Origin of the sequence: Streptosporangium sp. NPDC000509 (assembly GCF_042898365.1) — a bacterium.
GTDB lineage: Bacteria > Actinomycetota > Actinomycetes > Streptosporangiales > Streptosporangiaceae > Streptosporangium.
Map to the genome: position 1 here is coordinate 1 of NZ_JBIAYX010000011.1, position 22,692 is coordinate 22,692.

Annotated in this window: 17 protein-coding genes and 1 tRNA gene; 9 read left to right on the top strand and 9 right to left on the bottom strand. The window is 70.9% G+C overall.

Annotated features, from left to right (window positions below; translation table 11 throughout):
- The first annotated feature begins 302 nt into the window (after nt 1-302).
- Nucleotides 303-1,163 carry a TatD family hydrolase gene (locus tag ACFY3D_RS20725; RefSeq protein ID WP_389981456.1) on the top strand — a complete coding sequence of 287 codons (861 nt, stop codon included), beginning with the start codon at nt 303-305 and terminating at the stop codon, nt 1,161-1,163.
- 236 nt (nt 1,164-1,399) lie between these two features.
- Here ACFY3D_RS20725 and ACFY3D_RS20730 read toward each other — a convergent pair whose 3' ends face one another.
- Nucleotides 1,400-2,911: an FG-GAP-like repeat-containing protein gene (locus ACFY3D_RS20730; RefSeq protein WP_389981458.1), complete on the bottom strand. Its 1,512-nt coding sequence runs from the start codon at nt 2,909-2,911 to the stop codon at nt 1,400-1,402.
- Entirely contained in the window at nt 2,908-4,911 is a 2,004-nt protein-coding gene (locus tag ACFY3D_RS20735; RefSeq protein ID WP_389981460.1) for a protein kinase, read from the bottom strand. The genes ACFY3D_RS20730 and ACFY3D_RS20735 overlap by 4 nt, the downstream gene beginning before the upstream one ends.
- Before the next feature lie 225 nt (nt 4,912-5,136).
- On the opposite strand from ACFY3D_RS20735, the gene rsmA reads away from it, so the two are divergent.
- From rsmA to ACFY3D_RS20750, 3 genes are all read left to right on the top strand, one after another.
- Entirely contained in the window at nt 5,137-6,021 is an 885-nt protein-coding gene (gene rsmA, locus ACFY3D_RS20740; RefSeq protein ID WP_389981462.1) for a 16S rRNA (adenine(1518)-N(6)/adenine(1519)-N(6))-dimethyltransferase RsmA, read from the top strand.
- 90 nt (nt 6,022-6,111) lie between these two features.
- Nucleotides 6,112-7,014 (top strand): 4-(cytidine 5'-diphospho)-2-C-methyl-D-erythritol kinase, encoded by a 903-nt coding sequence (locus ACFY3D_RS20745; protein ID WP_389981464.1) that lies wholly within the window; start codon nt 6,112-6,114, stop codon nt 7,012-7,014.
- A 249-nt stretch (nt 7,015-7,263) separates the two neighbouring features.
- Nucleotides 7,264-9,075 carry an ABC-F family ATP-binding cassette domain-containing protein gene (locus tag ACFY3D_RS20750; RefSeq protein WP_389981467.1) on the top strand — a complete coding sequence of 604 codons (1,812 nt, stop codon included), beginning with the start codon at nt 7,264-7,266 and terminating at the stop codon, nt 9,073-9,075.
- 85 nt (nt 9,076-9,160) lie between these two features.
- On the opposite strand, the gene ACFY3D_RS20755 is transcribed toward ACFY3D_RS20750, so the two are convergent.
- The 3 genes from ACFY3D_RS20755 to ACFY3D_RS20765 form a co-directional block, all read right to left on the bottom strand.
- Nucleotides 9,161-9,919, bottom strand: coding sequence for a MerR family transcriptional regulator (locus ACFY3D_RS20755; protein ID WP_389981469.1), 759 nt, complete (start codon nt 9,917-9,919; stop codon nt 9,161-9,163).
- Nucleotides 9,920-10,021: 102 nt separating this feature from the next.
- Nucleotides 10,022-10,906 carry a DUF2268 domain-containing protein gene (locus ACFY3D_RS20760; protein WP_389981471.1) on the bottom strand — a complete coding sequence of 295 codons (885 nt, stop codon included), beginning with the start codon at nt 10,904-10,906 and terminating at the stop codon, nt 10,022-10,024.
- Nucleotides 10,907-11,005: 99 nt separating this feature from the next.
- Nucleotides 11,006-11,494, bottom strand: coding sequence for a MarR family transcriptional regulator (locus ACFY3D_RS20765; protein WP_362899192.1), 489 nt, complete (start codon nt 11,492-11,494; stop codon nt 11,006-11,008).
- Nucleotides 11,495-11,802: 308 nt separating this feature from the next.
- On the opposite strand from ACFY3D_RS20765, the gene ACFY3D_RS20770 reads away from it, so the two are divergent.
- Nucleotides 11,803-12,555, top strand: a complete 753-nt coding sequence (locus ACFY3D_RS20770; protein ID WP_389981872.1) for a trans-aconitate 2-methyltransferase — start codon at nt 11,803-11,805, stop codon at nt 12,553-12,555.
- Nucleotides 12,556-12,686: 131 nt separating this feature from the next.
- Nucleotides 12,687-14,165 carry a CHAD domain-containing protein gene (locus ACFY3D_RS20775; protein WP_389981473.1) on the top strand — a complete coding sequence of 493 codons (1,479 nt, stop codon included), beginning with the start codon at nt 12,687-12,689 and terminating at the stop codon, nt 14,163-14,165.
- Nucleotides 14,166-14,294: 129 nt separating this feature from the next.
- Here ACFY3D_RS20775 and ACFY3D_RS20780 read toward each other — a convergent pair whose 3' ends face one another.
- The 4 genes from ACFY3D_RS20780 to ACFY3D_RS20795 form a co-directional block, all read right to left on the bottom strand.
- On the bottom strand, nt 14,295-15,173 hold the full coding sequence (locus ACFY3D_RS20780) for an NUDIX domain-containing protein (protein WP_389981475.1): 879 nt from the start codon (nt 15,171-15,173) through the stop codon (nt 14,295-14,297).
- Nucleotides 15,166-17,229 carry an RNA degradosome polyphosphate kinase gene (locus ACFY3D_RS20785; protein ID WP_389981477.1) on the bottom strand — a complete coding sequence of 688 codons (2,064 nt, stop codon included), beginning with the start codon at nt 17,227-17,229 and terminating at the stop codon, nt 15,166-15,168. The genes ACFY3D_RS20780 and ACFY3D_RS20785 overlap by 8 nt, the downstream gene beginning before the upstream one ends.
- Nucleotides 17,230-17,291: 62 nt before the next feature.
- Nucleotides 17,292-18,410 carry a TetR family transcriptional regulator gene (locus ACFY3D_RS20790; protein WP_389981479.1) on the bottom strand — a complete coding sequence of 373 codons (1,119 nt, stop codon included), beginning with the start codon at nt 18,408-18,410 and terminating at the stop codon, nt 17,292-17,294.
- Between the two features lie 50 nt (nt 18,411-18,460).
- Complete coding sequence (locus tag ACFY3D_RS20795) at nt 18,461-19,402, bottom strand: fatty acid desaturase (RefSeq protein ID WP_362509326.1); 942 nt, start codon at nt 19,400-19,402, stop codon at nt 18,461-18,463.
- A 400-nt stretch (nt 19,403-19,802) separates the two neighbouring features.
- Here ACFY3D_RS20795 and ACFY3D_RS20800 point away from each other — a divergent pair.
- From ACFY3D_RS20800 to ACFY3D_RS20810, 3 genes are all read left to right on the top strand, one after another.
- Nucleotides 19,803-19,874: transfer RNA gene (locus tag ACFY3D_RS20800), tRNA-Gln, on the top strand.
- 166 nt (nt 19,875-20,040) lie between these two features.
- Entirely contained in the window at nt 20,041-21,492 is a 1,452-nt protein-coding gene (gene glmU, locus ACFY3D_RS20805) for a bifunctional UDP-N-acetylglucosamine diphosphorylase/glucosamine-1-phosphate N-acetyltransferase GlmU (protein WP_389981482.1), read from the top strand.
- Nucleotides 21,493-21,592: 100 nt separating this feature from the next.
- Complete coding sequence (locus ACFY3D_RS20810; RefSeq protein ID WP_389981484.1) at nt 21,593-22,570, top strand: ribose-phosphate diphosphokinase; 978 nt, start codon at nt 21,593-21,595, stop codon at nt 22,568-22,570.
- The last annotated feature ends 122 nt before the right edge of the window (nt 22,571-22,692 follow it).

Genomic DNA, 22,692 nt, shown 5'->3' on the forward strand with positions numbered 1-22,692 from the left:
CGGGGGGTCCCTGGTAACGGTGGTCCGCGGGCCGCCCCGGGGGGTGGGGGGCGGTTGTGGCCCCCCTGTGAAGGGGGTCCCCCACGGGGCGCCGGGGGGGGGGTGGGGGGGGGGGGGGGGCGCGGCCCCCCCACGGCCCGCGCCCGGTTCCGGGCGCGGGCCGTGGACGTCCGGGTGGACGAGGGCCGTACGGTACGGGCAGCGCGGCCCCTGCCGATGCGGGGCCGCCTCCGGGTGGACGAGGGCCGTACGGGCCGCTCGGTGGGCGCGGGCCGTGCCCGCTTCTCGGTAGGTTGGACGCCGTGAGCACGCCGAGCCTTCCCGCCGCGCCCAAGCCCCTGCCAGCAGAGGTGTTCGACAGCCACTGCCACCTGGACATCATGGTGGGCAACCGCCAGGCGTCCTCCGGTGACCCGGTGGCCCAGGCCGCGCAGGCGGCTCGGGCGAGCGTCGAGGGCATCCTCGACGAGGCCCGCGCCGTCGGCGTGACGCGGCTCGTCACCATCGGCTACGACCTGCCGTCCTCGCGCTGGAACGCCGAGACGGCCGCCCTCCACGCGGACGTCTACGCCGGGGTGGCCATCCACCCCAACGAGGCGCACGCCTCGACGCCGGAGACCCTCGCGGAGATCGAGCGGTTGGCCCGCCTGCCGCACGTCAGGGCGGTGGGGGAGACCGGGCTCGACTACTACCGAGACTGGGCGTCAAAGGAGGACCAGCACGCCAGCTTCCGCGCGCACATCGAGATCGCCAAGCGGACCGGCAAGGCCCTGGTGATCCACGATCGCGAGGCCCACGACGACGTGCTGCGGGTGCTGGCCGAGGAGAGCGCTCCCGAGGTCGTGGTGTTCCACAGCTTCTCCGGTGACGCCGGGATGGCGAAGCAGTGCGTCGATGCCGGATATTTCATGTCTTTTTCCGGTCCGGTGACCTACAAGAACGCGGCCTACCTCCGTGAGGCCGCGCGGGTCGCACCGCGAGAGCTGATCCTCGTCGAGACCGACGCGCCCTATCTGCCGCCCACCCCTCACCGGGGCAAACCCAACGCTCCCTACCTCATACCGCTCACGCTGCGCTGCCTCGCCGAGGTGAAGGGGGCCGACCTCGCCGAGCTGGCCACCGCCGTCAGCGCCAACGGGGAGACCGTCTTCGGCTCCTGGTGACCAAGGCTCGGACCCCGCCGACAGCGGGTTCGGAACCTGCCCTTTCCCGGCCCGGGGCGGGCCCGTAACCCTTGTGCTCTTCCTCGCGGGTCCGGAACCCGTCCGTTCCCGGCTGAGGGCGGGTGCGGAACCCGTCCGCACCGGGTCCTCACGGGTCCCGAGCACGTTCCTCCCGGCCGCCGGAGACGGGCCCGAGCCCGCCTGCTTCGGCCCACGGGGCGCCCGAGCCGGGAGTCTCAGCCCACGGAGGCGCCGAAGTCGACGGAGGCGGCACCTTCGAGGGCCGGAATCCCGCCGGTGCCCGGCGAGAGCGGGACTCCCTCGGTGTCGTTGCGGCCCAGCAGGACGACCGCTCCCGCGCCTCCCCTGTCGGGCGCCCCCGCGACCAGCCTGTTTCCGCTGAACCCGACCGACCAGCCGAAGTGGTCACCCGCCCCGTTCTGGGTGATCAGCCTGCCCGGTCCCTGTTCGCCCATCGTGATCAGACGCACGCCACCCTGGCCGTCGGCGTCGAAGGGTACGCCGACCGCGAGCCTGACCTCCCCGCCGCCTCCCTCGCCGGTGAACGCGAGCGAGAATCCGTAGCCCTCGCCCGGAGCCCCTTCCGAACCCTGGTGAAGGGTGGCGAGAGGGGTGATCGCCTGGGTGCCCGATGACTGGAACAGCTGGACGAGGCCGGAGTCCTTCACCGCCCCGCCGTCGCCGAGCGGTGCGCTCACCGCGAGGTAGCCGACGTCGTCCCGCTCGGCGTAGGCCATCGCGTAGCCGAACCGGTCGCCCGTCTCGGACCTGGCCACCTCACGAAGGTCCCACTTCCTGCTTCCGTACTCGTCCTTGGGCTCCCGCACGTCGTAGATCACCGTGATCGACCCCGAGTCTCGTTTGCCCGCGTCGACCTGGCGGCCCGCCCCGTCGTCGTTCTCGTACGGCACCCCGACCGCGAGATCCGGCTCGTCCGCGGCGCCGCCGAGCCTGCCGATCGCGAGTGACCAGCCGAACATGTCGCCGGCCTCGCCGTTGCCCGTCACGCCCTCGGTCTCCTGGGAGATCCGCCGGCCCGTGCCGAGCGTCGCGGTGTCGAAGAGGTAGACCGCGCCGGAGTCGGCCGTACCGTCGGCGTCCTCGTGCGGGGCCCCGACCGCCACCATCGTCCCGCCGGAGGTGAGGGACCAGCCGAAGTGGGCGTCGGCCTCCGGCTTGGGAGCGACCAGGCGGACTGTCCTGCCCCCTGGGCCGCCGTACACCACGTAGACCGCGCCCGCGTCCTCGACGCCCGCCACGTCCGCGTACGGGGCGCCGACGAGCAGGTCCGCGCAGCCGTCACCGTCGATCTTGGCCAGCCGCACCGACCACCCGAAGCCGTCTCCGGCCTTCGTCTCGGGGACGGTCACGATCTTCCCGCTCTCTCCCCGGCCGAAGAGCACGTGGGCGGCCCCCGCCCCGGCCAGCCCGCCGGGGTTGGCGAACAGATCGCCGACCGCCACGTCCTCCAGGCCGTCGCCGTTGAAGTCGCTCACGCCCGCCCCGGCGCAGTCGGCGGGCGAGGCGGCGGCGGATCCGGTCGCGAGGATCCCGCCGGGCGCGGTGAGCGCCTCGGCGGCCCCAGCGGAGGCGGCCCCAGCGGAGGCGGCCCCAGCGGAGGCGGCCCCAGCGGAGGCGGCCCCAGCGGAGGCGAGCCCGGTGGAGGCGAGCCCGGTGGAGGCGAGCGCGATCGCGGCCGTCGCCGCGAAGGGGAGCAGCAGTCTCACGACAACCTCACCTCGATGTTCCTGCCTCCCTTGATCACCACACCGGTCAGCTTCGCGGGCTTGCGGGCCGGTGGCAGGTCGAAGACGAGGACGCCGTCCACTTTCGCCCCGGGGGCCAGGGCGGCGGGCACGGCCGTCGACGTCTCCTCGGAGGTGTGCGTCGCGCCGCGATCGTCGACCAGCGTGACCGGGGTGCCGTCGAGCTGGACAGACTCCCCACCGGTGTTGATCAGTGTGAACGGGATCGTGCAGAACCGGCCGCGCGCCGGGGTGGCGCCCCGGTACGAGGTGAGCCCGCAGGTCGGGGTCCGCGGGATGATCAGCCGCGGGTCCTCGATGAGGGAGCCGGTCGTGATCATGCGGCCCACGTCGGTGTCGCCGGTGCCCGCGAGGTCACCGGTGTCGCCGGTCTCGCCGGTGGCGCCCTGCGACGCCCGCCCCGCGCCGTTGGTCGCGTTTCCCCCACCGGTGTTCAGCAGGACGACGACCGTGACGGCGAGCGCCGCGAGCACGGCCAGTCCGGCGAACAACCAGCGCCGCCGGGGGGCCGACCGCCCGGTGTCCGGCTCGCCCGATTCCGGTGGGGTCTGGAAGCCGGTGGAGGGCGACGGCGGCGACGAGGGCAGGGCGACGGCGGGTGCCTGTCCCGGCGTCCGGTCCGGTGCGGCGCCCGGTTCCGGCCCGGACGGCCGGGCCTGAAGCGGGCTGGTGAACGGGGGCGACGGCGATGTCGTGGACTCGGTCCGCATGGGGTACGGGAGCGGATTCGACTCCGGTGCCGTCCGGGAGTCCGGTGACGCGGTCGCCGCCGTGCGGGGCGCCGGTGTCGTCCGGGACCCGGGCGCCGGCGGTGTCGCGGACGGATCGGCCGCGGTGAACGGACCGGACGCCGAGGCTCCCGGTGCCTCCGGGGGCGCCGAGGGGAAAGCCGCGCCGGGCGCGGACGGGGCCGATCCCGGGAACGGGTCCGCGGGACGCCGGGCGGGAATCGGGCCGGGGATGGGAGTCGGTGCCGTCGCCGGGTCGGCGAACCCCGTCCCCAGGTTCAGCGCGCCGAGGGTCTGGGTGGAGTCGGGTTCCACGTTGGAAGGCGGCTCCCACGACTCGTTCAGCAGGTCGGTCGCGATCAGCGTGGGCGGGTCGGCCCGCACGGGCGCGGGAGCGGACGGTGCCGCGATCCCGCCGCCGACCAGGGCGATCAGCAGGTCCTGGGCGCTGGGCCGCTGGTAGGGGTCCATCTCGGTCGCGCGGCGGACCAGGTCGTTCAGCGGGGCGGGAAGCGCGCCCAGGTCGGGTGGGGTGGTGAGCAGCCGGGTCGCCATGGTCATCATGTCGCCCCGCCCGTAGGGGTGGCGGCCGTTGCCCGCGTACGCGACCATGCAGCCCCAGGCGAAGACGTCGGCGGCCGGGGTGATCTCCAGGCCGCGCACCTGCTCGGGGGCCCACCAGCCGGGGCTGCCGAGCACCTCGCCCGAGCGGGTGAAGCTGTGCGTGGAGTCGAGGGCTCTGGCGATGCCGAAGTCGATCACGCGGGGTCCCGACATGGACAGGATCACGTTGGCGGGCTTGAGGTCCCGGTGTACGAGACCGGCGACGTGGATCGCGGCCAGAGCGGCCGCCACCCCCAGGGCCACGCCGTGCAGGGTTCCCTGTTCCAGGGCGCCGTGCTCGATGATCTGGCGGGACAGCGGCGTGCCCGCGATGTACTCGGTGACCATGTAGGGGCGGCCGTCGTCGTCGTTGCCGTTGTCCAGCACCTGCGCGGTGCAGAACGAGGCCACCCTGCGGGCGTTCTCGACCTCCGTGTGAAACCTCGCCGCGAAGCCGTCCTCGATCGCGAACTCCGCCTTCACCACCTTGAGCGCGACCGGCCGTCCCGTCGGTGCCAGCGCCAGATACACGGTTCCCATCCCGCCCTCGCCGAGACGTCCGAGCAGGCGGTAACTCCCGATCCGCTCGGGGTCGGCGGGGCGCAGCCCTTCGACACCGGGCTGGTTCACGTCCTCTTCACCGGGAAGATTCCCTTTCTCACCGTCGGGCCCCCGTACGGCAACGTTATCCACAACGGAACCTCTCGCGCTTCAACGAACGTCCTCGCATCGCCTTCTGTGCGGGAAACTGGTCGGATGGCATGGGAGAACAACCTTGAGTAATCGCGGCGAACGGGCCAAAGACCCCAGCGGGCCGATGGGTGCCGGCCGTGAGCGGGCGTACGGGGAACCAGCATGAGCCTTCTCGGTCCAGCGGAAATACGTATTTTGGCGAACAAGCTCAACATTCGTCCCACGAAGAAGCTCGGCCAGAACTTCGTGATCGACGGGGGTACGGTCCGCAAGATCGTGCGGGTGGCCGGGCTTGAGCCGGACGACGTCGTCATCGAGGTCGGTCCGGGGCTGGGATCGCTCACGCTCGCGCTGCTTCCCGAGGTCCGCCGCGTGATCGCCGTGGAGATCGACCCCGTCCTCGCGGCCCAGCTGCCGCTCACCGTCGCCGAGCACGCCCCCGAGCTCGCCGACCGCCTCACCGTGGTGCTCGCCGACGCCATGCGCGTCCTGCCCGCGGACCTGCCCGAGGAGAGGCCGACCGCGCTGGTGGCGAACCTCCCCTACAACGTGTCCGTGCCGGTGGTGCTGCACCTGCTGGAGACGCAGCCGTCGCTGGGCAAGGTCCTGATCATGGTGCAGGCCGAGGTCGCCGACCGGCTCGCCGCCGCCCCCGGTTCCAAGGTGTACGGCATCCCCTCGGTCAAGGCCGCCTGGTACGCCGACGTCCGCCGGGCGGGTCCCGTCGGCCGCACGGTCTTCTGGCCGGCCCCCAACGTCGACTCCGGCCTGGTCGCGATGGTCAGGCGGGAGCCGCCCACGACCGTGGCGACCCGCGAGGAGGTCTTCGCGGTGGTGGACGCCGCCTTCGCCCAGCGTCGCAAGACCCTCCGCGCAGCCCTCGCCTCCTGGGCGGGTACGGCCTCCGCCGCCGAGCGGGCGCTGCGGGCCGCGGGGATCGACCCCTCCGAGCGCGGCGAGCAGCTCACCGTCGAGGACTTCGCGCGGATCGCCGAGCACCGTACGAAGGAAAGCGGACAGGAAGGCGGGGTGGAGAGCGGTGCGTGACGTGATTCGCCGGTCCGTTCGTGTGCACCGCGCAGGGAGCCCGTTACCATCTGACGTCGTGACCAGTGAGCGAGCTCTTGAGGGGGACACATGGACTCCGTGACCGTCCGCGTGCCCGCGAAGGTCAACCTGCAGCTCGCCGTGGGGCCGCTGCGGGATGACGGCTACCACGACCTCGTCAACGTCTTCCACGCCGTCTCGATCTTCGACGAGGTCACGGCCACCGCGAAGGTGGGGATGAGCGTCCGGGTGGAGGGCGAGTCCGCCGACCAGGTGCCCGAGGACGGCGAGAACCTCGCGATCAAGGCCGCCTTCGCGCTGGCCGGGCACGCGGGCCGCTCGTACGGCGTGAACCTGCTCATCCGCAAGTCGATCCCGGTGGCGGGCGGCATGGCGGGCGGCAGCGCCGACGCCGCGGCGGCCCTGGTCGCCTGCAACGAGCTGTGGGGTCTCGGCCTGCCGCTCGAGGATCTGATGGAGATCGCCGCCGACATCGGCAGCGACGTGCCGTTCGCGCTGCTCGGCGGTACGGCCGTCGGCACCGGCAGGGGCGAGCGGCTCACCCCGCTGAAGGTCGAGGGCGACTTCCACTGGGTGTTCGCGCTCGCCGACGGCGGCCTGTCCACGGCCACGGTCTACGCCGAGTGCGACCGCCTCCGCGAGGCGACCGGCGAGCGGGTCGCCTGGCCCCGGGCCGCCGAGCCGCTGCTCGCCGCGCTCCGTGAGGGGGACGCGGAGACCCTCGGCGCCGAGCTCCGCAACGACCTGCAGCCCGCCGCCGTGATGCTGCGCGGATCCCTGGCCCGCACCCTGAAGGCCGGCCGCGAGCACGGGGCCCTCGGCTCGCTGGTCTCCGGTTCGGGGCCCACCTGCGCCTTCCTGGCCCGTTCCGAGTCCCACGCGGGTGAGCTGGCCGCCTCCCTGAAGGACGCCGGGGTGGCGCGCGACGTCATCACCGCCCACGGCCCCGTCCCGGGCCCCGTGATCGTGTAACCGCTCCCGGTCACGAGGTGGCGTGACCGTCGAGGAAGGCGGCGCGACAGCCGAGGGCAGCCGAGGACAGCCGAGGACAGCCGAGGACAGCCGAGGACAGGGTCCGCTTCTCGGCGACGGTCGTGCGGGCGGAAGCCGTCTGACGCCGACGACGCCGCCGTCACCGTGGCCTACGCGACGGCCGCGCGGGCGGGAGCCGTTTTCCCCGCGGGGGTCGCGCCGGCTGGGAGCGGATACGCTTGTCTGGCGATGAATCTGGTCAATCTTGAGTCGGTCTCCCACTCCTACGGTCCCAAGCCCCTGCTCAGCGATGTCTCCCTCGGCATCGAGGCGGGCGACCGCATCGGCGTGGTCGGCCGCAACGGCGGCGGCAAGACCACCCTCATCTCGGTGATAGCCGGCGATCTCAAGCCGAACAGCGGACGGGTCACCCACAACCGAGGGCTCCAGGTGGGGTCGCTGTCGCAGGGCGACGACCTCGACCCGGCGCGCTCGGTGAGCGAGATCGTCCTGGGCGGCAGGTCCGAGCACGAGTGGGCGGGTGACGCGGGCATCCGCGAGATCCTCGCCAACCTGCTCGGCGACATCGACCTGACGGCTCCCGCGGGCAGCCTGTCGGGCGGTGAGCGGCGCCGTACGGCCCTGGCCAAGCTGCTCATCGACGAGCACGACCTGATCATCCTGGACGAGCCCACCAACCACCTCGACATCGAGGCGATCGACTGGCTCGCCAGGCACCTGGCGGGCCGCAGGACCGCGCTGGTGGTCGTGACCCACGACCGGTGGTTCCTGGACGCGGTCTCCACCAGGACGTGGGAGGTCGTGGACGGCGCGGTCGAGCGCTACGAGGGCGGTTACGCCGCGTACGTGCTGGCCAAGGCCGAGCGCGCCCGGATCGCCGCCTCCGCCGAGGCCCGCCGTCAGAACCTGATGCGCAAGGAGATCGCCTGGCTCCGCCGGGGCCCGCCCGCGCGCACCTCAAAGCCCAAGTTCCGCATCGACGCCGCCCAGGCGCTGATCGCCGACGAGCCTCCCGCCAGGGAGAGCGTCGAGCTGGTCAAGTTCGCCGCCGCCCGGCTGGGCCGTACGGTCTACGACCTTGAGGACGTCACCCTGCACGCCGGAGGTCCCGGCCAGGGCCCGATGGTCCTCGACCACACGACCTGGCAGTTCGGTCCCGGCGACCGGATCGGCCTGATCGGCGTGAACGGGTCGGGCAAGTCGTCGCTGCTCCGCCTGCTCGCCGGCACCGTGCACCCCGACTCGGGCAGGCTCGTACGCGGCAAGACGGTCCGCCTGGCGCACCTGTCGCAGGAGCTGGGCGAGCTCGACCCCGCGCGCAGGGTGCTGGAGACCGTCGAGGAGGTCCGCAAGTTCATCCAGGTCGGCAAGAAGGAGTGGACCGCCTCCCAGCTGCTTGAGCGCCTCGGCTTCAAGGGCGACGCGCAGTGGAAGGTCGTCGGCGACCTGTCCGGTGGCGAGCGCCGCCGCCTGCAGCTGCTCCGCCTCCTCATGGACGACCCCAACGTGCTGCTGCTGGACGAGCCGACCAACGACCTCGACATCGAGACGCTCAACGAGCTTGAGGACCTGCTCGACGGCTGGCCGGGCACGCTGATCCTGGTCAGCCACGACCGCTACTTCCTGGAGCGGGTCACCGACAGGACCGTCGCCCTGCTCGGCGACCACAAGCTGTCGATGCTCCCCGGTGGCGTGGACGAATACCTGGCCCGCCGGGCCTCGGGGGCGGCCCTGTCCGCGCGGGCGGCCTCCGGCGCGGTGTCGGGTACGGCCTCGGCGACCTCGTCCACCGGCGCGAAGGAGACGCCTCCCGGCCTGTCGGCGAAGGACGAGCGCGACCTCCGCAAGGAGCTCTCCAGGATGGAGCGCCAGCTCGACAAGCTGAGTGGCCGCGAGGCGAAGCTGCACGCGTCCATGGCCGACGCCGCCGCCGACTACGAGCGGCTCGCCTCGCTCGACGCGCAGCTGAAGGAGATCCTCGCGGAGAAGGAGTCGATCGAGGGCGAGTGGCTGGAGCTGGCCGACCGCCTGGGCGATTAGGCACGGCCGCCGTTCCGAGGTGATGGAGGCGGACGATCGCCCGATCGGTCGTTTCCGCGAGCCACACGAGCTACGCCCGGTCTGCCTACATCCGGGTCCGTGCGTACGCCTGCAGTGCGTCGCGGACGAACGTCGCCCCCGCCTCGTCGTCGTACATGGCGACGAAGCGGGGGTCGTCGACGAACATATCCCCGATACCGTTCACCATCTCGATCGAGCGCTCCCGGTCGCCCTCGGCGGTGGGGGTGCCCGGGATCTGACTCAGCCACCGGACGTGCCGGGCGGCCAGCGACTGAGCGTGTTCCGACGTCGGCGAATCCCCGGCCTTCACTGCGGCGACCCATGCGGCGACGAGGTCCTCCGCGGCCTGCTTCCAGGCCCGCTGCTGGTCAATGGTCTTGCCGTGCCACCAGTCGTTGCTCACCTGGAAGGCACGCTCGCCCCAGCGTGAGATCACCTCGTCCTTGTAGTGGTCGTTGAACCCCGCCAACATGACGTCCATCTGCGGTTCCGCCCCCGCCAGCAGGGCTTCGAGCGTGTGACGCACAGACCGGATCTGCCGTTCGACGCGGTCCCGTTCCTCTTCCAGCGCGGCGATGTGGCCGCGGAGCCCGTCGAGCGTGTCCACCTCCTCGGCCAGGACATCGGCGATGGCCGGCAGGCCCATGCCGAGCCGGCGCATGAGCAGGATCCGCTGTAACCGGGCGACCGCGGTGGGGTCGTAGTAGCGGTACCCGTTCGCACCGACCCGGGACGGGGCCAGGAGTCCGACGCGGTCGTAGTGCCGCAGGGTGCGGCTGGTGATGCCGGCCCTCGCCGCGAGTTCCTGGATCGTCCACTCCATCAGTTCCTCCCGAGGGGGCCGTCGTCTTCGGGCGACGGGGGAATCGGGAGCGGGAGGGCCGCCCAGGCCCGAGCGTATGGCGGAGGAGTCACCGTTCCAGTGTTACCCGTGGCGCAGTGTGGTTGCGATGATCTCCGAGGCGTCGGCGTGCAGGGCCTGCGCCGCCGTCTGTCCGGTCGCCGCCAGGTAGGTGTCGACCAGCCGGTTGCCCGCGGCGTACCCCGCGCCCATCGGCAGTCCCACCGGGGTGAGGCCGAAGCGCTCGGCGCTGGGGTCGCCGTGCACCCACGCGGTGAAGTTCTGCATGCCCGTCACGTCGAGCCCGGTGAGCACCTTGCCGAAGACCTCGTCGTCGCGCAGGTGCGGCACGCCGATGCGGGCGGGGCCGAGCTCGTCGCCGTAGAGCTGACGGGCGAAGGCGTCGGCCAGGCCCTCGCCGACGATGTGCTCGCCGACCGTGACGGTCATCGGGTCCCACACAACCCCGCCCGGACTCCACCGCAGGTTGTGGTGCAGTTCGTGTACGGCGGTCGCCTCCAGCCGCTCCACGTTCTCGGGGAAGGGCCAGAACGTGATGGCGATGTGGCCCGAGATGCCGCCGAACCCGGTCAATCCTTTGCAGGGACCCATGAAGTGGTCGTCACCCGGATCGCCGAGCACGAACAGCACGGTGATGTCCGGGGCCTCCAGCCCTGGCGTCGCCTCCAGCAGTACGGCGAGAGCATCGTCGAGCGCGCGTTCCATCCGCTTCCAGGCCCCGGCCGCCGCCAGGGTTTCAAGCGCGTCGAGGCAACGCTCCTCGTCGCGGTCGATGGGGAACCCGGACGTTTCGCGGTGTACGGCGACCAGGTCGACCTCGCCGGGGTGGTAGCGGTACATCCCCTTGTTGGGCTCCAGCATCGAGTGCAGCAGGCCGGCGCGGTCCGTGACCGGGGCCAGCAGAATCCGCCGCATGGCGGAGTAGGTGTCAAGAACAGTGATCGACATGGCCCCGAGACTAGAAGTTGACGCAGCGTCAAGGTCAAGCCGGCGGCGCTCACCACGTGGAAGACCTCAGGTTTGGATCTTCAACGGAGGGCAGAACGATCAACGCACTCCGGTGTCGGTGGTGTCAAAGGGGATGAGTAGCGTGCGCAGCAGGTCCGCGAGGGCCTGCTGTTCGCGTTTTCCCAGGCTCGACAGGAGATCGCGCTCGCGGCGCAGCAGGTCGGCGAAGGCTCCGTCCACCCGCGTCCGCCCGGCGTCGGTCAGGGAGACCAGGACGCCGCGCCGGTCCTCGGGGTCGGGGCGCCGCTTGACCAGCCCGGCCGCGGCCAGACGGTCGATCCGGTTGGTCATCGTCCCGGATGTCACCAGCGTCGCGCGGAGCAGGGCACCCGGGCTCATCTCGTACGGCTCCCCGGCCCGGCGCAGGGCGGTGAGCACGTCGAACTCCCAGGTCTCCAGGTCGTGCTCCGCGAAGGAGGCCCGGCGGGCGCGGTCGAGGTGGCGGGCGAGCCGAGAGACCCGGCTGAGCACCTGGAGCGGCTCCACGTCGAGGTCGGGGCGTTCCTGGCGCCAGGCGGCGACCAGCAGGTCGACCTCGTCCTTCTCAGGGTCCTTGTCGAGGTCCTTCTCGGGATCCTGACCGAGGTCTCGGTCACGGTTTCGGCCGGAGTCCGGGGTGGGATCCTGGCCGAGGTCCGTGTCAGGATCCCGGGCGAGGTTCCTGTCGGGGTCCTGGTCGGGATCCGCGGCCGCCGCGTCGGCCGCGACGGTCTCGTCCTTCGCGACGGAGGGACGCCCGGAGCCGTGGTCCGAGTGGTGCTGGGTCATGGCGCGAGTCTATCTGTCTTGACATCGAGATATCTTGCCGGATATCACTTGTCTTGATGTCAAGAGATATGTGGGATCCCCGGGTTTACGGCCGCTACGCCGACGAGCGTTCGCGGCCGTTCTTCGATCTTGTTTCCAGGATAGCCGTGGAGCGCCCCGATTACGTGGTCGACGCGGGCTGCGGCACCGGTGAGCTCACCGCCGAGCTCGCGAAGCGGTGGCCGGGTGCCCGCGTCCATGGCTTCGACTCCTCGCCCGCCATGATCGAGAAGGCCCCCGCAGGCGGTTCGCTGAGCTTCTCCGTCGACGACGTCACGACGTGGCGCCCCGAGCTCCTGGTCGACGTGATCGTGTCCAACGCCGTCCTGCAGTGGGTGCCGGAGCACCGCGAGCTGCTGCCGCGCTGGGTGGAGGCCCTCGCCCCCGGTGGCCGGCTCGCCTTCCAGGTCCCCGGCAACTTCGACGCCCCCAGTCACGCCCTGGTCCGCGAGCTGTGCCGCACCACGTGGCGCGACCGGCTGGGCGACCTGGTCAGGCCCTCCCCGGTCGACGACCCGGCCGCCTACCTCGGCCTGCTCACCGGCCTCGGCTGCCGGGTGGACGCCTGGGAGACCACCTACCTGCACGTCCTGCCCGGTGACGACGCCGTGCTCACCTGGATCACCGGCACCGCCCTGCGCCCCATGCTCGACCGTCTGTATCCCGCCGAGGCCACCGCCTTCCTCGCCGACTGCGCCGCCGCCCTCCGCGAGGCCTACCCGCCCGAGCCGTACGGCACGGTCTTCCCCTTCCGCCGGATCTTCGCGGTTGCTCAGAAGTGATCGTTGGAATGTAGCCCGGACAGCGGTGGTGTCCTGGTCACGGCGCTGGCCGGGGTTCCTGGACGGATAACAGGGCATCAATAAATACTGCGAAGAGACGGTAGATATCTGGGCAAATCTGGGGATGACCTGTGGGAATAGAGATCGAGGACAAGTTCGACGTGCCGGTGGACTACCGGCTGCCGGACCTTACCGGCCTGCCGGGTTCGACCGGGGTGGTGGGGCCGAAAACCCACCAGCTGGTCGCCCTCTACTTCGACACGCCCGATCTGAGGCTCGCCGCGCGGGGGATCACCCTGCGCAGGCGCAGGGGCGGCACCGATCCTGGCTGGCACCTCAAACTTCCCAAGGCCAAGGGCGTCCGGCAGGAGATCACCCACCCGCTGACCCGGAGCGCCAAGATCGTCCCGGCCGAGCTGGCAGACCTCGTGCTCGCCTACACCCGGGGCGCCCCGCTCGCGCCCATCGCCGAGCTGGACACCCGCCGCTCCGTCACCACCCTGGTCAACGGCGCCGGGGTGGGGCTGGTCGAGATCGCCGACGACCGGGTCAAGGGCACCGTGTTCGGTGACGAACCCCACGTCGAGCGCTGGCGCGAGGTGGAGGCGGAGCTGCTCCAGGGTGAGGAGAAGCTCCTGAAGAAGGTCGGCAAGCGGCTGGGCAAGGCGGGGGCCGTCCCCGCCGACTCGGCGAGCAAGCTCGCGCGCCTGCTCGGCGGCGCCGGAGCGGTCTCGGAGCATCCGCGCGCCGAGACCGCTCCCGGGTCGGCGGGCGAGGTCGTCCTCGACTACCTCACCTCCCAGGTCGGTGCGCTGCTCGCCCAGGACCCCCGGGTCAGGAAGGCGGAGGAGGACGCCGTACACCAGATGCGCGTCGCCGCCCGGCGGCTCCGCAGCGCGCTGAAGTCGTTCAAGGCGGTCGTCGAGGGGACCGACGACCTCAGGAAGGAGCTCAAGTGGCTGGGCGCGGTCCTCGGTGAGGCACGTGACCTGGAGGTCATCCGTGAGCGGTTCGCGCGCAGGCTCGACAGCCTGGACGACGCGCTGATCGTGGGCCCGGTGCGGGCGAGGCTCAGCTCCGACCTGCTGGACGACGAGCACGAGGCCCTCGACCGGATCAGGGACCTCATGGGCGGGGAACGCTACTTCGCCCTGCTCGACGCCCTCGACGACCTGACCGGCACCCCGGTGCTCACCAAGGCCGCGAAGAAGCCCGCCGAGACACTGGAGGTCGTCGCCGCCAAGAGCTGGCGCCGGGTCACCAGGATCTACGACACCGCCCAGGCCGTCGAGGACGAGTCCGAGCGCGAGGTCGCGATGCACGAGGTGCGCAAGGCGGCCAAACGGGCCCGCTACACCGCCGAGGTGATCGGCATGAAGAAGCTGGCCAAGCGGGCGGAGGACGTCCAGGAGGTGCTGGGCAGTCACATGGACGGAGTCGTCGCGCAGGAGCGGCTCGCGGCCGAGGCCGGAAACGCCCGCCTGGTCGGGGAGGACACGTTCACCTACGGCGTGCTGACCGGCGTGGAGCGGGCCGCGGCCGCGCGCGCGTGGGAGGAGTTCCCCCGGATCTGGGAGGAGACGAGGGCCGCCGTCGCGAAAATCCTCTGACGGGACGGCCGGGTGGGGACGACCCCACCCGGCGTCTCGGCCACGGTGAGCTCCGGCGGCACGAGGTCCCTCATGCTCCGGCGGCACGAGGTCCTTCACGAAGGGACGGCCGACGTCCTCGGCGTGCCGTCAGACGTCGTAGGCGTCCACGGCCACGACGTCGCCGCCCGTGTGGTGCAGCACCATGAACGCGCCCTTGGCCAGCCGGGTGTCACCCGCCCGTTCGTCGAGCCCGGCGATCAGCTCGGGCAGGACCTTGCCGTGGCTGCAGAGCGCGACGGGCCGGTTCGAGGCCATCGCCTCCGTGGCCAGGCGCAGGGAGGCCAGGCAGTCGTAACCGTTCTCCGACAGGACGGATTCGAGCCGGATCGGCAGACCGGCCCGCTCGGCGTACGGCTCCAGGGTCTGTACGCACCGCCTGCTGGGTGAGCTGACCAGCTCCGCGGGGCGGAAGGCGCCCAGCACGCTCGCCAGCACCTCGGACTGCCCGCGCCCGCGCCCGTCGAGCGGCCGGTCGTCGTCGTCGCCCTTCCAGTCCTGCCGGTTTCCCGCCAGGGCGTGTCGTACCAGCACGAGCGGGGTGGTCGCGAGCGACGCTTCGCCGAGCGCGCGCAGCAGCCCGGCGTCCCACTCGTAGGTCAGGCGCCGTGCGGCCTCCTCCACCGGTAGCCAGGCCACGCCGTCGACCTCGTGGGTGTCGGTGCGACGGCCCTCGGAGACCATCCTGGCCAGCCAGTAGTCGACCCGCTTGGGCCGCCCGCCCTTGAGGTAGTGGCTCGACGGAAGCGACCGGCCGAACTCCACGGTGAGGCCCGTCTCCTCGGCCACCTCCCGCAGCGCGCCGGCGACGGGGTGCTCACCGCGCTTCAGCTTCCCCTTGGGGAACGACCAGTCGTCGTACTTGGGCCGGTGGACGAGCGCGACCTCCGGCGCGTCGGGGGAGCCGCGCCAGATGACCGCCCCGGCCGCGTGGATCATGTCGTCCGGACGGGGGCCGCGCTCAGTCATCGATCGCTCTCCACCTGCGGGTGCCGATCAGATAGGTCTGCAGGTCGTCGCCGGGGTGCCGGGTCCAGGTGCCGTCGGAGTTGAGCCACCAGGTCGCGGTGTCGTCGGACATGGCCCGGTCCAGCAGGTCGCTGAGATAGTTGCGCTGCTGCTGGCTGGAGACCTTGACCAGCGTCTCCACCCTGCGCTCGATGTTTCGGCGCATCATGTCACCGCTGCCGATCCAGATCTCCGGGCGCCGGCCGTGGCCGAACTCGTAGATCCGCGAGTGTTCGAGGAACCGGCCGAGCACGCTCCGCACCCTGATGTTCTCCGACAGGTCGGGGACGCCGGGGCGGAGCGTGCAGACCCCGCGCACCCACAGGTCCACCGGTACGCCGGCCTGTGACGCCCGGTAGAGGGCGTCGATGATGGGCTCGTCCACCAGGGAGTTCGTCTTCATCCTGATCCTGGCCGGCCGTCCCGCCTCCTGATGGGAGATCTCCCGCTCGATCCTGGCCAGCAGCCCGCCGCGCAGCGAGTGCGGGGCGACGAGCAGCCGCCGGTAGGCCGAGTGGTTGGAGTAGCCGGTGAGGTGGATGAACAGGTCCGTGACGTCCTCGCCGACCAGCCGGTCGGCGGTGAGCAGGCCGAGGTCCTCGTACAGCCTGGCGGTCTTGGGGTTGTAGTTCCCCGTGCCGATGTGGCAGTAGCTGCGCAGTTCGCCCGAGGGCTCCTGGCGCACGACCAGGGCGAGCTTGCAGTGGGTCTTCAGGCCCACGACGCCGTAGACCACGTGGCATCCGGCCCGCTCCAGCTTGCGAGCCCAGGTGATGTTGGCGTGCTCGTCGAACCTGGCCTTGATCTCCACGACCACGACGACCTGCTTGCCCGCCTCGGCGGCGTCGATCAGCGCGTCCACGATCGGCGAGTCGCCGCTGGTGCGGTAGAGCGTCTGCTTGATGGCGAGCACGGCCGGGTCGGCCGCGGCCTGCTCGATGAAGCGCTGCACGCTCGTGGAGAACGAGTCGTACGGGTGGTGCAGCAGCACGTCCCGCTCGCGCAGCACCGCGAAGATGTCGTCCTCGACGTGCACGACCTCGGCGGGCACGAACGGGCGGAAGCTCAGCTCGCCCCGGTCCAGGTCGGCGATCGCGTGCAGCCCGGTCAGGTCCAGCGGCCCCGGCAGCCGGTAGATCTCGTGCTCGGCGACCCCCAGCTCGTCCACCAGCAGGTCGAGCACCTCGGGCGTGATGGTGTCCTCGACCTCCAGCCGGACCGGGGGGCCGAAGCGGCGCTTGAGCAGCTCGCGCTCCAGCGCCTGCATGAGGTTCTCCGTGACGTCCTCGTCGACGTCGAGGTCCTCGTTGCGGGTCACCCGGAAGACGTGGTGCTCGACGATCTCCATGCCCTTGAACAGCTGTCCGAGGTGGGCGGCGATCACGTCCTCCAGCGGGACGAAGCGGTCCCTGGAGGCCGTGACGAAGCGGGGGAGCTGGCTGGGCACCTTCACCCTGGCGAAGACCGTGTTGCCCGTCGAGGGGTTGCGGACGGTGACGGCCAGGTTCAGGGACAGACCCGAGATGTACGGAAAAGGATGGGCGGGGTCGACGGCGAGCGGCGTCAGTACCGGCCTGATCCGCTCCCTGAAGAGCTTGCGCATCTCGCTGCGCTCGTCGCGGCCCAGATCGTCCCAGCGCACGATCTCGATGCCCTCGGCGCCCAGCTGCGGGCAGATCCGCTCGTGGAAGCAGGCCGACTGCCGCTGCGCGAGGTCGTTGGCGATGGCCGCGATCCTCGCCAGCTCCTCACGCGGTTTCAGCCCGCTCTTCGTGCGGAGCAGCAGGCCGGTGGCCATCCGTCGTTTCAACCCGGCCACCCGCACGCGGAAGAACTCGTCGAGGTTGCTGGCGAAGATGGCGAGGAACCGCACCCGTTCGAGCAGGGGCAGCGACGGATCCTCCGCCAGCTCCAGAACCCGTTGGTTGAACTGGAGCCAGCTCTCCTCCCGGTTGAGGAAGCGTTCCTGGGGTAGGGAGATCCCATCGGGGGCCGGGCGAACGAGTTCAGCGGACATATGACCAGAATGCCCGCTTTGATTGAACGGAACGTTAACTTCGTCTCAACGAGCGCTGTTGCTTACTCACTTGGTTCAAGCTTTTCCCGCCCCGCGTCGACGGAGCTCGCGTGCCTGCGGCCGTCCCCGGCGGCCCTGGCCTCCTTGAGCCGCGCCTTCTCCAGATCTCGCAGCTCGCGCTCGCGGGCCTTCTCCTGCTCCCGCAGCAGTCGCTGCTGCTCCCGATACTCGCGCTCGCGCACCTTCTCCAGCTCCCGCTGCTCGCGGAGCCGGATCTTCTCCAGGTCCTTGGCGAGCTTCTCGGCCTCGCGCCGCTCGCGCTCGCGGGCCTTCTCCTGCTCCTTGAGCTCGCGCTCGCGCAGCTTCTCCTGGTTCTTCAGCTCGCGCTCGCGGGCCTTCTCCAGCTCCCGGATCTCCTTCTCCGTCAGGGGCGGCGACTCCTCCGGGGGAGGTTCCGGCTCCTCCGGCTCCTTCTGCTCCGGCCCGGTGGCGCGCGGCCGGGGGCCGGAGGGGTGGGGTTCTGACGGGCGCGGCTGTGGATGGGCGAGCCGGTGCTCCAGGCCGCGCGAGGCCGCGGTCAGCCGGGGGTTGGGATCCAGGCCGGTCAGACCGTTCCAGGCCAGGTTGACCAGGTGGGCGGCGACCTCCTCGCGCGCCGGTCTGCGCACGTCGAGCCACCACTGGCCGGTCAGCGCCACCATGCCGACCAGCATCTGGGCGTACATGGGAGCCAGTTGGGGGTCGTAGCCCCGCTCGACGAACTCGTCGACCATGACGTCCTCGACCTGGCTGGCGATGTCGTTGATCAGGCTGGCGAACGTGCCGGTCCCCGAGGCGGCGTGCGAGTCACGGACGAGGATGCGGAAACCCTCGCTGTTCTCCTCCACGTAGGCCAGCAGGGCGAGGGCCGCCCTCTCCAGCTTGATCAGCGAGTGCGAGGCGGACAGAGCCTCGGTCACCAGGCCCAGTAACTTCTGCATCTCGCGGTCGATGACGACCGCGTACACGCCCTCCTTACCGCCGAAGTGCTCGTAGACCACCGGTTTGGAGACGTTCGCGGTCGCCGCGATCTCCTCGACCGATGTGCCGTCGAACCCTTTCTCCGCGAACAGGGTCCTGCTGATCTGGATCAGCTGTTCCCGGCGTTCCTTACCTGACATGCGCCGTCGGGGTTCGCTCACGTCTCTAATAATGGCGTTCCCCTGCTCTCGGACGGGACCCGAACCCCGGGTCAGGCGGCGATGCGCTTGGCGGCGAGGCGCTCGGGCGTCGGCCAGCGCACGTCGTAGGCCCATCCGGCCTTCTCGAACCAGCGGATGACGCCCGCGCTGAGATCGATCTGCCCCTTCAGCACGCCGTGCCGGGCGCAGGTCGGGTCGGAGTGGTGCAGGTTGTGCCAGGACTCGCCGAAGGAGGGGATGGCGAGCCACCACACGTTGCGCGACTTGTCGCGCGACTCGAAGGCCTCCTCGCCGAAGACGTGGCAGATGGAGTTGATCGACCAGGTCACGTGGTGCAGCAGGCCGATCCTGACCAGCGTGCCCCAGAAGAAGCCGGTCGCCATGCCCCACCACGACCAGGTCAGCAGGCCGCCCAGCAGGGCGGGCATCACCATCGTGGTGATCGCCAGGACGGGGAAGAGCTTGTGCAGCTTGATGATGTCCGGGTCCTTGACCAGGTCGGGCGCGTACTTCTCGCGGTTGGCCCTGTCGGCCTCGAAGAGCCAGCCCATGTGTGCCCAGAGCAGGCCCTTGGCCACGGCCACGAACCCCGTGCCGAAGCGCCACGGCGAGTGCGGGTCGCCCTCCTTGTCGGAGAACTTGTGGTGCTTGCGGTGGGTGGCCACCCAGTCGAGCACCGACATCTCCATGGAGAGGCTGCCGGCGATGCCCAACGCGATCTTCAGCGGGCGCTTGGCCTTGAACGAGCCGTGCGTGAAGTGGCGGTGCAGGCCGACGGTGACGCCCAGTCCGGTGACCACGTAGAAGACGCTCGCGATGATGACGTCGGACCAGCCGAGTCCCCACCCCCAGGCGAACGGGATGGCCACGACCAGCGCGATCAGCGGGGCGCCGACCACCACTCCGAAGGTGATGATCTCGGGCAGGGTCTTCCGCTCGGGGTCGATGTCAGGTTTTGGGCCCTGAGCAGGGCGCTCTTCGATGAGGGTCATGCGCTACCTCGCGGTGGCTCGGAAAAGGCAAGGACTCATGTCCGGCTACGCAACCGTAACCTACGCAATCGTAAGTTAGGAACACCTAAGCGCCTAATGTCAGGAACATGACTCTCTGGGATTCACTCCGTAGCGGGTCCATCACTTGTTCTACCCCCGGCTGACCTGCTAAACGAGGATCCCGCGCGCGCCCGCCCGTGAGGCCGGGGTGACGCCCGGGGGATCCGTGCCCCCCGGGGCGTCCGGGATGCCCGGGGGGTGGGCGACCGGGCGCGCCCGGTCGCACGGGCCCCGGGGGCGGGTCGCGGAAGCGGGTGCGGAAACGGGGCGCGTTCGGCGGTGCGGGCTCTGTATCGTAGGGGTGCCGGGCGTACGGGTTCCGTCCCGATCGCCCGACCGGTCCGGCATTGGGTAATTGGCAGCCCGCAAGGTTTTGGTCCTTGTTGTCCAGGTTCGAGTCCTGGTGCCGGAGCAATCCACTTTTGTCTGTTTTATTCGCTCGGCTGGTCGGCTGGGTGGCTCCCCGAGGGGGAAGGTATCCTCACGGTGTCGAGCAGGTGAGAACGCCGCCCCCCGGGGTAGCCGTTCGTCACCACGCTTCGCCATGTCTCAGTCGCGACGCCGAGGGAGCCTCGTCCGTGAGTGTGCCGCGCCCGGCAGCCGTCATCGTCCTCGCCGCAGGCGAGGGCACCCGGATGAAGTCGAGAACACCGAAGATCCTCCATGAGCTGTGCGGCCGCGCCCTGGTCGACCACGTGCTCGCCGCCGCCAGGGACCTCGAACCCGAGCGGCTCGTCGTCGTCATCGGCCACGAGAGGGAGCGGGTCCGGACGCACCTGACCGGGACCGATCCCGACGCGCGGACCGTCGTCCAGACCGAGCAGAAGGGCACCGGCCACGCCGTCAGGACCGCACTGGAGGCGACCGGCACCATCGACGGCACCGTCCTGGTGACGTACGGCGACACGCCGCTGCTGCGCGCCGAGACCCTCGCCGCCCTGCTCGAACGGCACGGACAGGACGGCAACGCCGTCACCGTGCTGACGGCCGAGGTCCCCGATCCACGCGGCTACGGCCGGATCGTCCGCGACGCCTCGGGAGCGGTCCTGGAGATCGTCGAGGAGAAGGACGCGAACCCCGCGCAGCGGGCGATCAAGGAGATGAACTCCGGCGTCTACGCCTTCGACGGACTCCTGCTCGCCGACGCGGTCAAGCGGGTGTCCACCTCCAACGCCCAGGGCGAGGAGTACCTCACCGACGTCCTCGCGATCCTGCGGGAGGACGGCCACCGGGTCGGCGCGCACATCGCGGCCGACTACGTGGAGGTGGAGGGCGTCAACGACCGCGTACAGCTGGCGTTCGCCCGCAAGGTGCTCAACGCGCGCCTGCTGGAGGCCCACATGCGGGCCGGGGTGACCGTGATCGACCCGGCCACCACATGGGTCGACGCCGACGTCATCCTCGAGGCGGACGTGGTGATCCACCCCGGGACCCAGCTGCACGGCTGCACGACGGTCGCCGAGGGCGCGGAGATCGGCCCCGCCAGCACCCTGACCGACACGATCGTCGGAGAGGGCGCGCTGGTGCGCAACGCCGTCTGCGTCGACGCCGTGATCGGCCCCGAGGCCCTGGTCGGGCCGTACGCCTACCTGCGCCCCGGTACGGTCCTGGCGCGCAAGGCGAAGGCGGGGACGTACGTTGAGATGAAGAACGCGCAGGTCGGTGAGGGTGCCAAGGTGCCACACCTGAGCTACGTGGGCGACGCCACGATCGGTGCGGGCGCCAACATCGGCGCTTCGGCGATCTTCGTCAACTACGACGGGGTCAACAAGCACCACACGACGGTGGGAGAGAACGCCTTCGTCGGGTGCGACACCATGCTCGTCGCGCCGGTCACGATCGGCGACGGCGCGTACACGGCCGCGGGCTCGGTCATCGACGGAGACGTCCCCCCGGGAGCGATCGGGGTGGCGCGCGCGCGGCAGCGCAACATCGAAGGGTGGGTCGCGCGCAGGCGCGCGGGCACCAGATCGGCCGAGGCGGCGCTACGGGCCGCCGAGGCCGGGGAACAGCAGGGGAGCCAGACGTGAGTGAGCGAAGCGAGCGGCCCGGCGAGCGACCCGATGGGCGGTCCGGCGGGCGCGGCGGCGTCGCGCGGGTATCGGCGGGCTCTCAGGCGAGGGGGACGGCATGAGCGGCATCAAGAAGACCGGTGAGAAGAACCTGATGTTCTTCTCCGGGCGCGCGCACCCGGAGCTGGCGGACGCGGTGGCGAGCCACCTCGGGGTCGACGCGGCGCCGACAACGCTGCGCGACTTCGCCAACGGGGAGATCTACGCCCGTTACCAGGAGTCGGTCCGCGGCTGCGACGCGTTCGTCATGCAGAGCCACACCTGGCCGATCAACCAGTGGATCATGGAACAGCTGATCATGGTGGACGCGCTCAAGCGCGCCTCCGCCAAGCGGATCACCGTGATCATGCCGTTCTACGGCTACGCCCGCCAGGACAAGAAGGGCAAGGGCCGCGAGCCCATCACCGCCCGCCTCATGGCCGACATGTTCAAGACGGCCGGTGCCGACCGGCTGATGTCGATCGACCTGCACACCTCCCAGATCCAGGGCTTCTTCGACGGCCCGGTGGACCACCTGTTCGCGATGCCCGTCCTGGTCAACTACCTCAAGGACAAGCTCGACCTCGCCAGCACCACGGTCGTCTCGCCCGACACCGGCCGGGTGCGGCTCTCGGAGCGCTGGGCCGACACGCTGGGCACCCCGCTCGCCTTCATCCACAAGCGCCGCGACCTCGACGTGGCCAACCAGGTGAAGGTGAACGAGGTCGTCGGCCGGGTGAGGGGCCGGACCTGTGTGCTGATCGACGACATGATCGACACCGCGGGGACGATCTGCAAGGCGGCCGACGCGCTGTACGAGCAGGGCGCGACCAACGTGGTCGTGGCCGCCACCCACGCGGTGTTCTCCGACCCCGCGGTCGACCGGCTGAAGAACTCCGGGATCTCCGAGGTCATCGTCACCGACACGGTGCCGCTGCCCGAGGAGAAGAGGTTCGACAAGCTCACCGTGCTGTCGATCGCCCCCCTGATCGCCCGCGCCATCAACGAGGTCTTCAGCGACGGCTCGGTGACGAGCCTCTTCGAGGGCGACAGCTGACACCCCGTCCCGTCCCCGGGAAACCGTCGTGCACGCGTTCCCGGGGACGGCCCTCCTTCCCGTTCCCGGAGCGCGGTGAGGCCCCTTCCGGAGCTGTCCGAGGGCGTTCGGGACCGCGACGC

Excerpts from the sequence above, each read along its gene's own strand:
- ACFY3D_RS20770 (WP_389981872.1), top strand. The coding sequence starts at position 11,803 with ATGTGGGATCCCCGGGTTTACGGCCGCTACGCCGACGAGCGTTCGCGG.
- ACFY3D_RS20750 (WP_389981467.1), top strand. The coding sequence starts at position 7,264 with ATGAATCTGGTCAATCTTGAGTCGGTCTCCCACTCCTACGGTCCCAAG.
- ACFY3D_RS20780 (WP_389981475.1), bottom strand. The coding sequence starts at position 15,173 with ATGACTGAGCGCGGCCCCCGTCCGGACGACATGATCCACGCGGCCGGG.
- rsmA (WP_389981462.1), top strand. The coding sequence starts at position 5,137 with ATGAGCCTTCTCGGTCCAGCGGAAATACGTATTTTGGCGAACAAGCTC.
- ACFY3D_RS20745 (WP_389981464.1), top strand. The coding sequence starts at position 6,112 with ATGGACTCCGTGACCGTCCGCGTGCCCGCGAAGGTCAACCTGCAGCTC.
- ACFY3D_RS20760 (WP_389981471.1), bottom strand. The coding sequence starts at position 10,906 with ATGTCGATCACTGTTCTTGACACCTACTCCGCCATGCGGCGGATTCTG.
- ACFY3D_RS20810 (WP_389981484.1), top strand. The coding sequence starts at position 21,593 with ATGAGCGGCATCAAGAAGACCGGTGAGAAGAACCTGATGTTCTTCTCC.
- ACFY3D_RS20785 (WP_389981477.1), bottom strand. The coding sequence starts at position 17,229 with ATGTCCGCTGAACTCGTTCGCCCGGCCCCCGATGGGATCTCCCTACCC.
- ACFY3D_RS20795 (WP_362509326.1), bottom strand. The coding sequence starts at position 19,402 with ATGACCCTCATCGAAGAGCGCCCTGCTCAGGGCCCAAAACCTGACATC.
- ACFY3D_RS20755 (WP_389981469.1), bottom strand. The coding sequence starts at position 9,919 with ATGGAGTGGACGATCCAGGAACTCGCGGCGAGGGCCGGCATCACCAGC.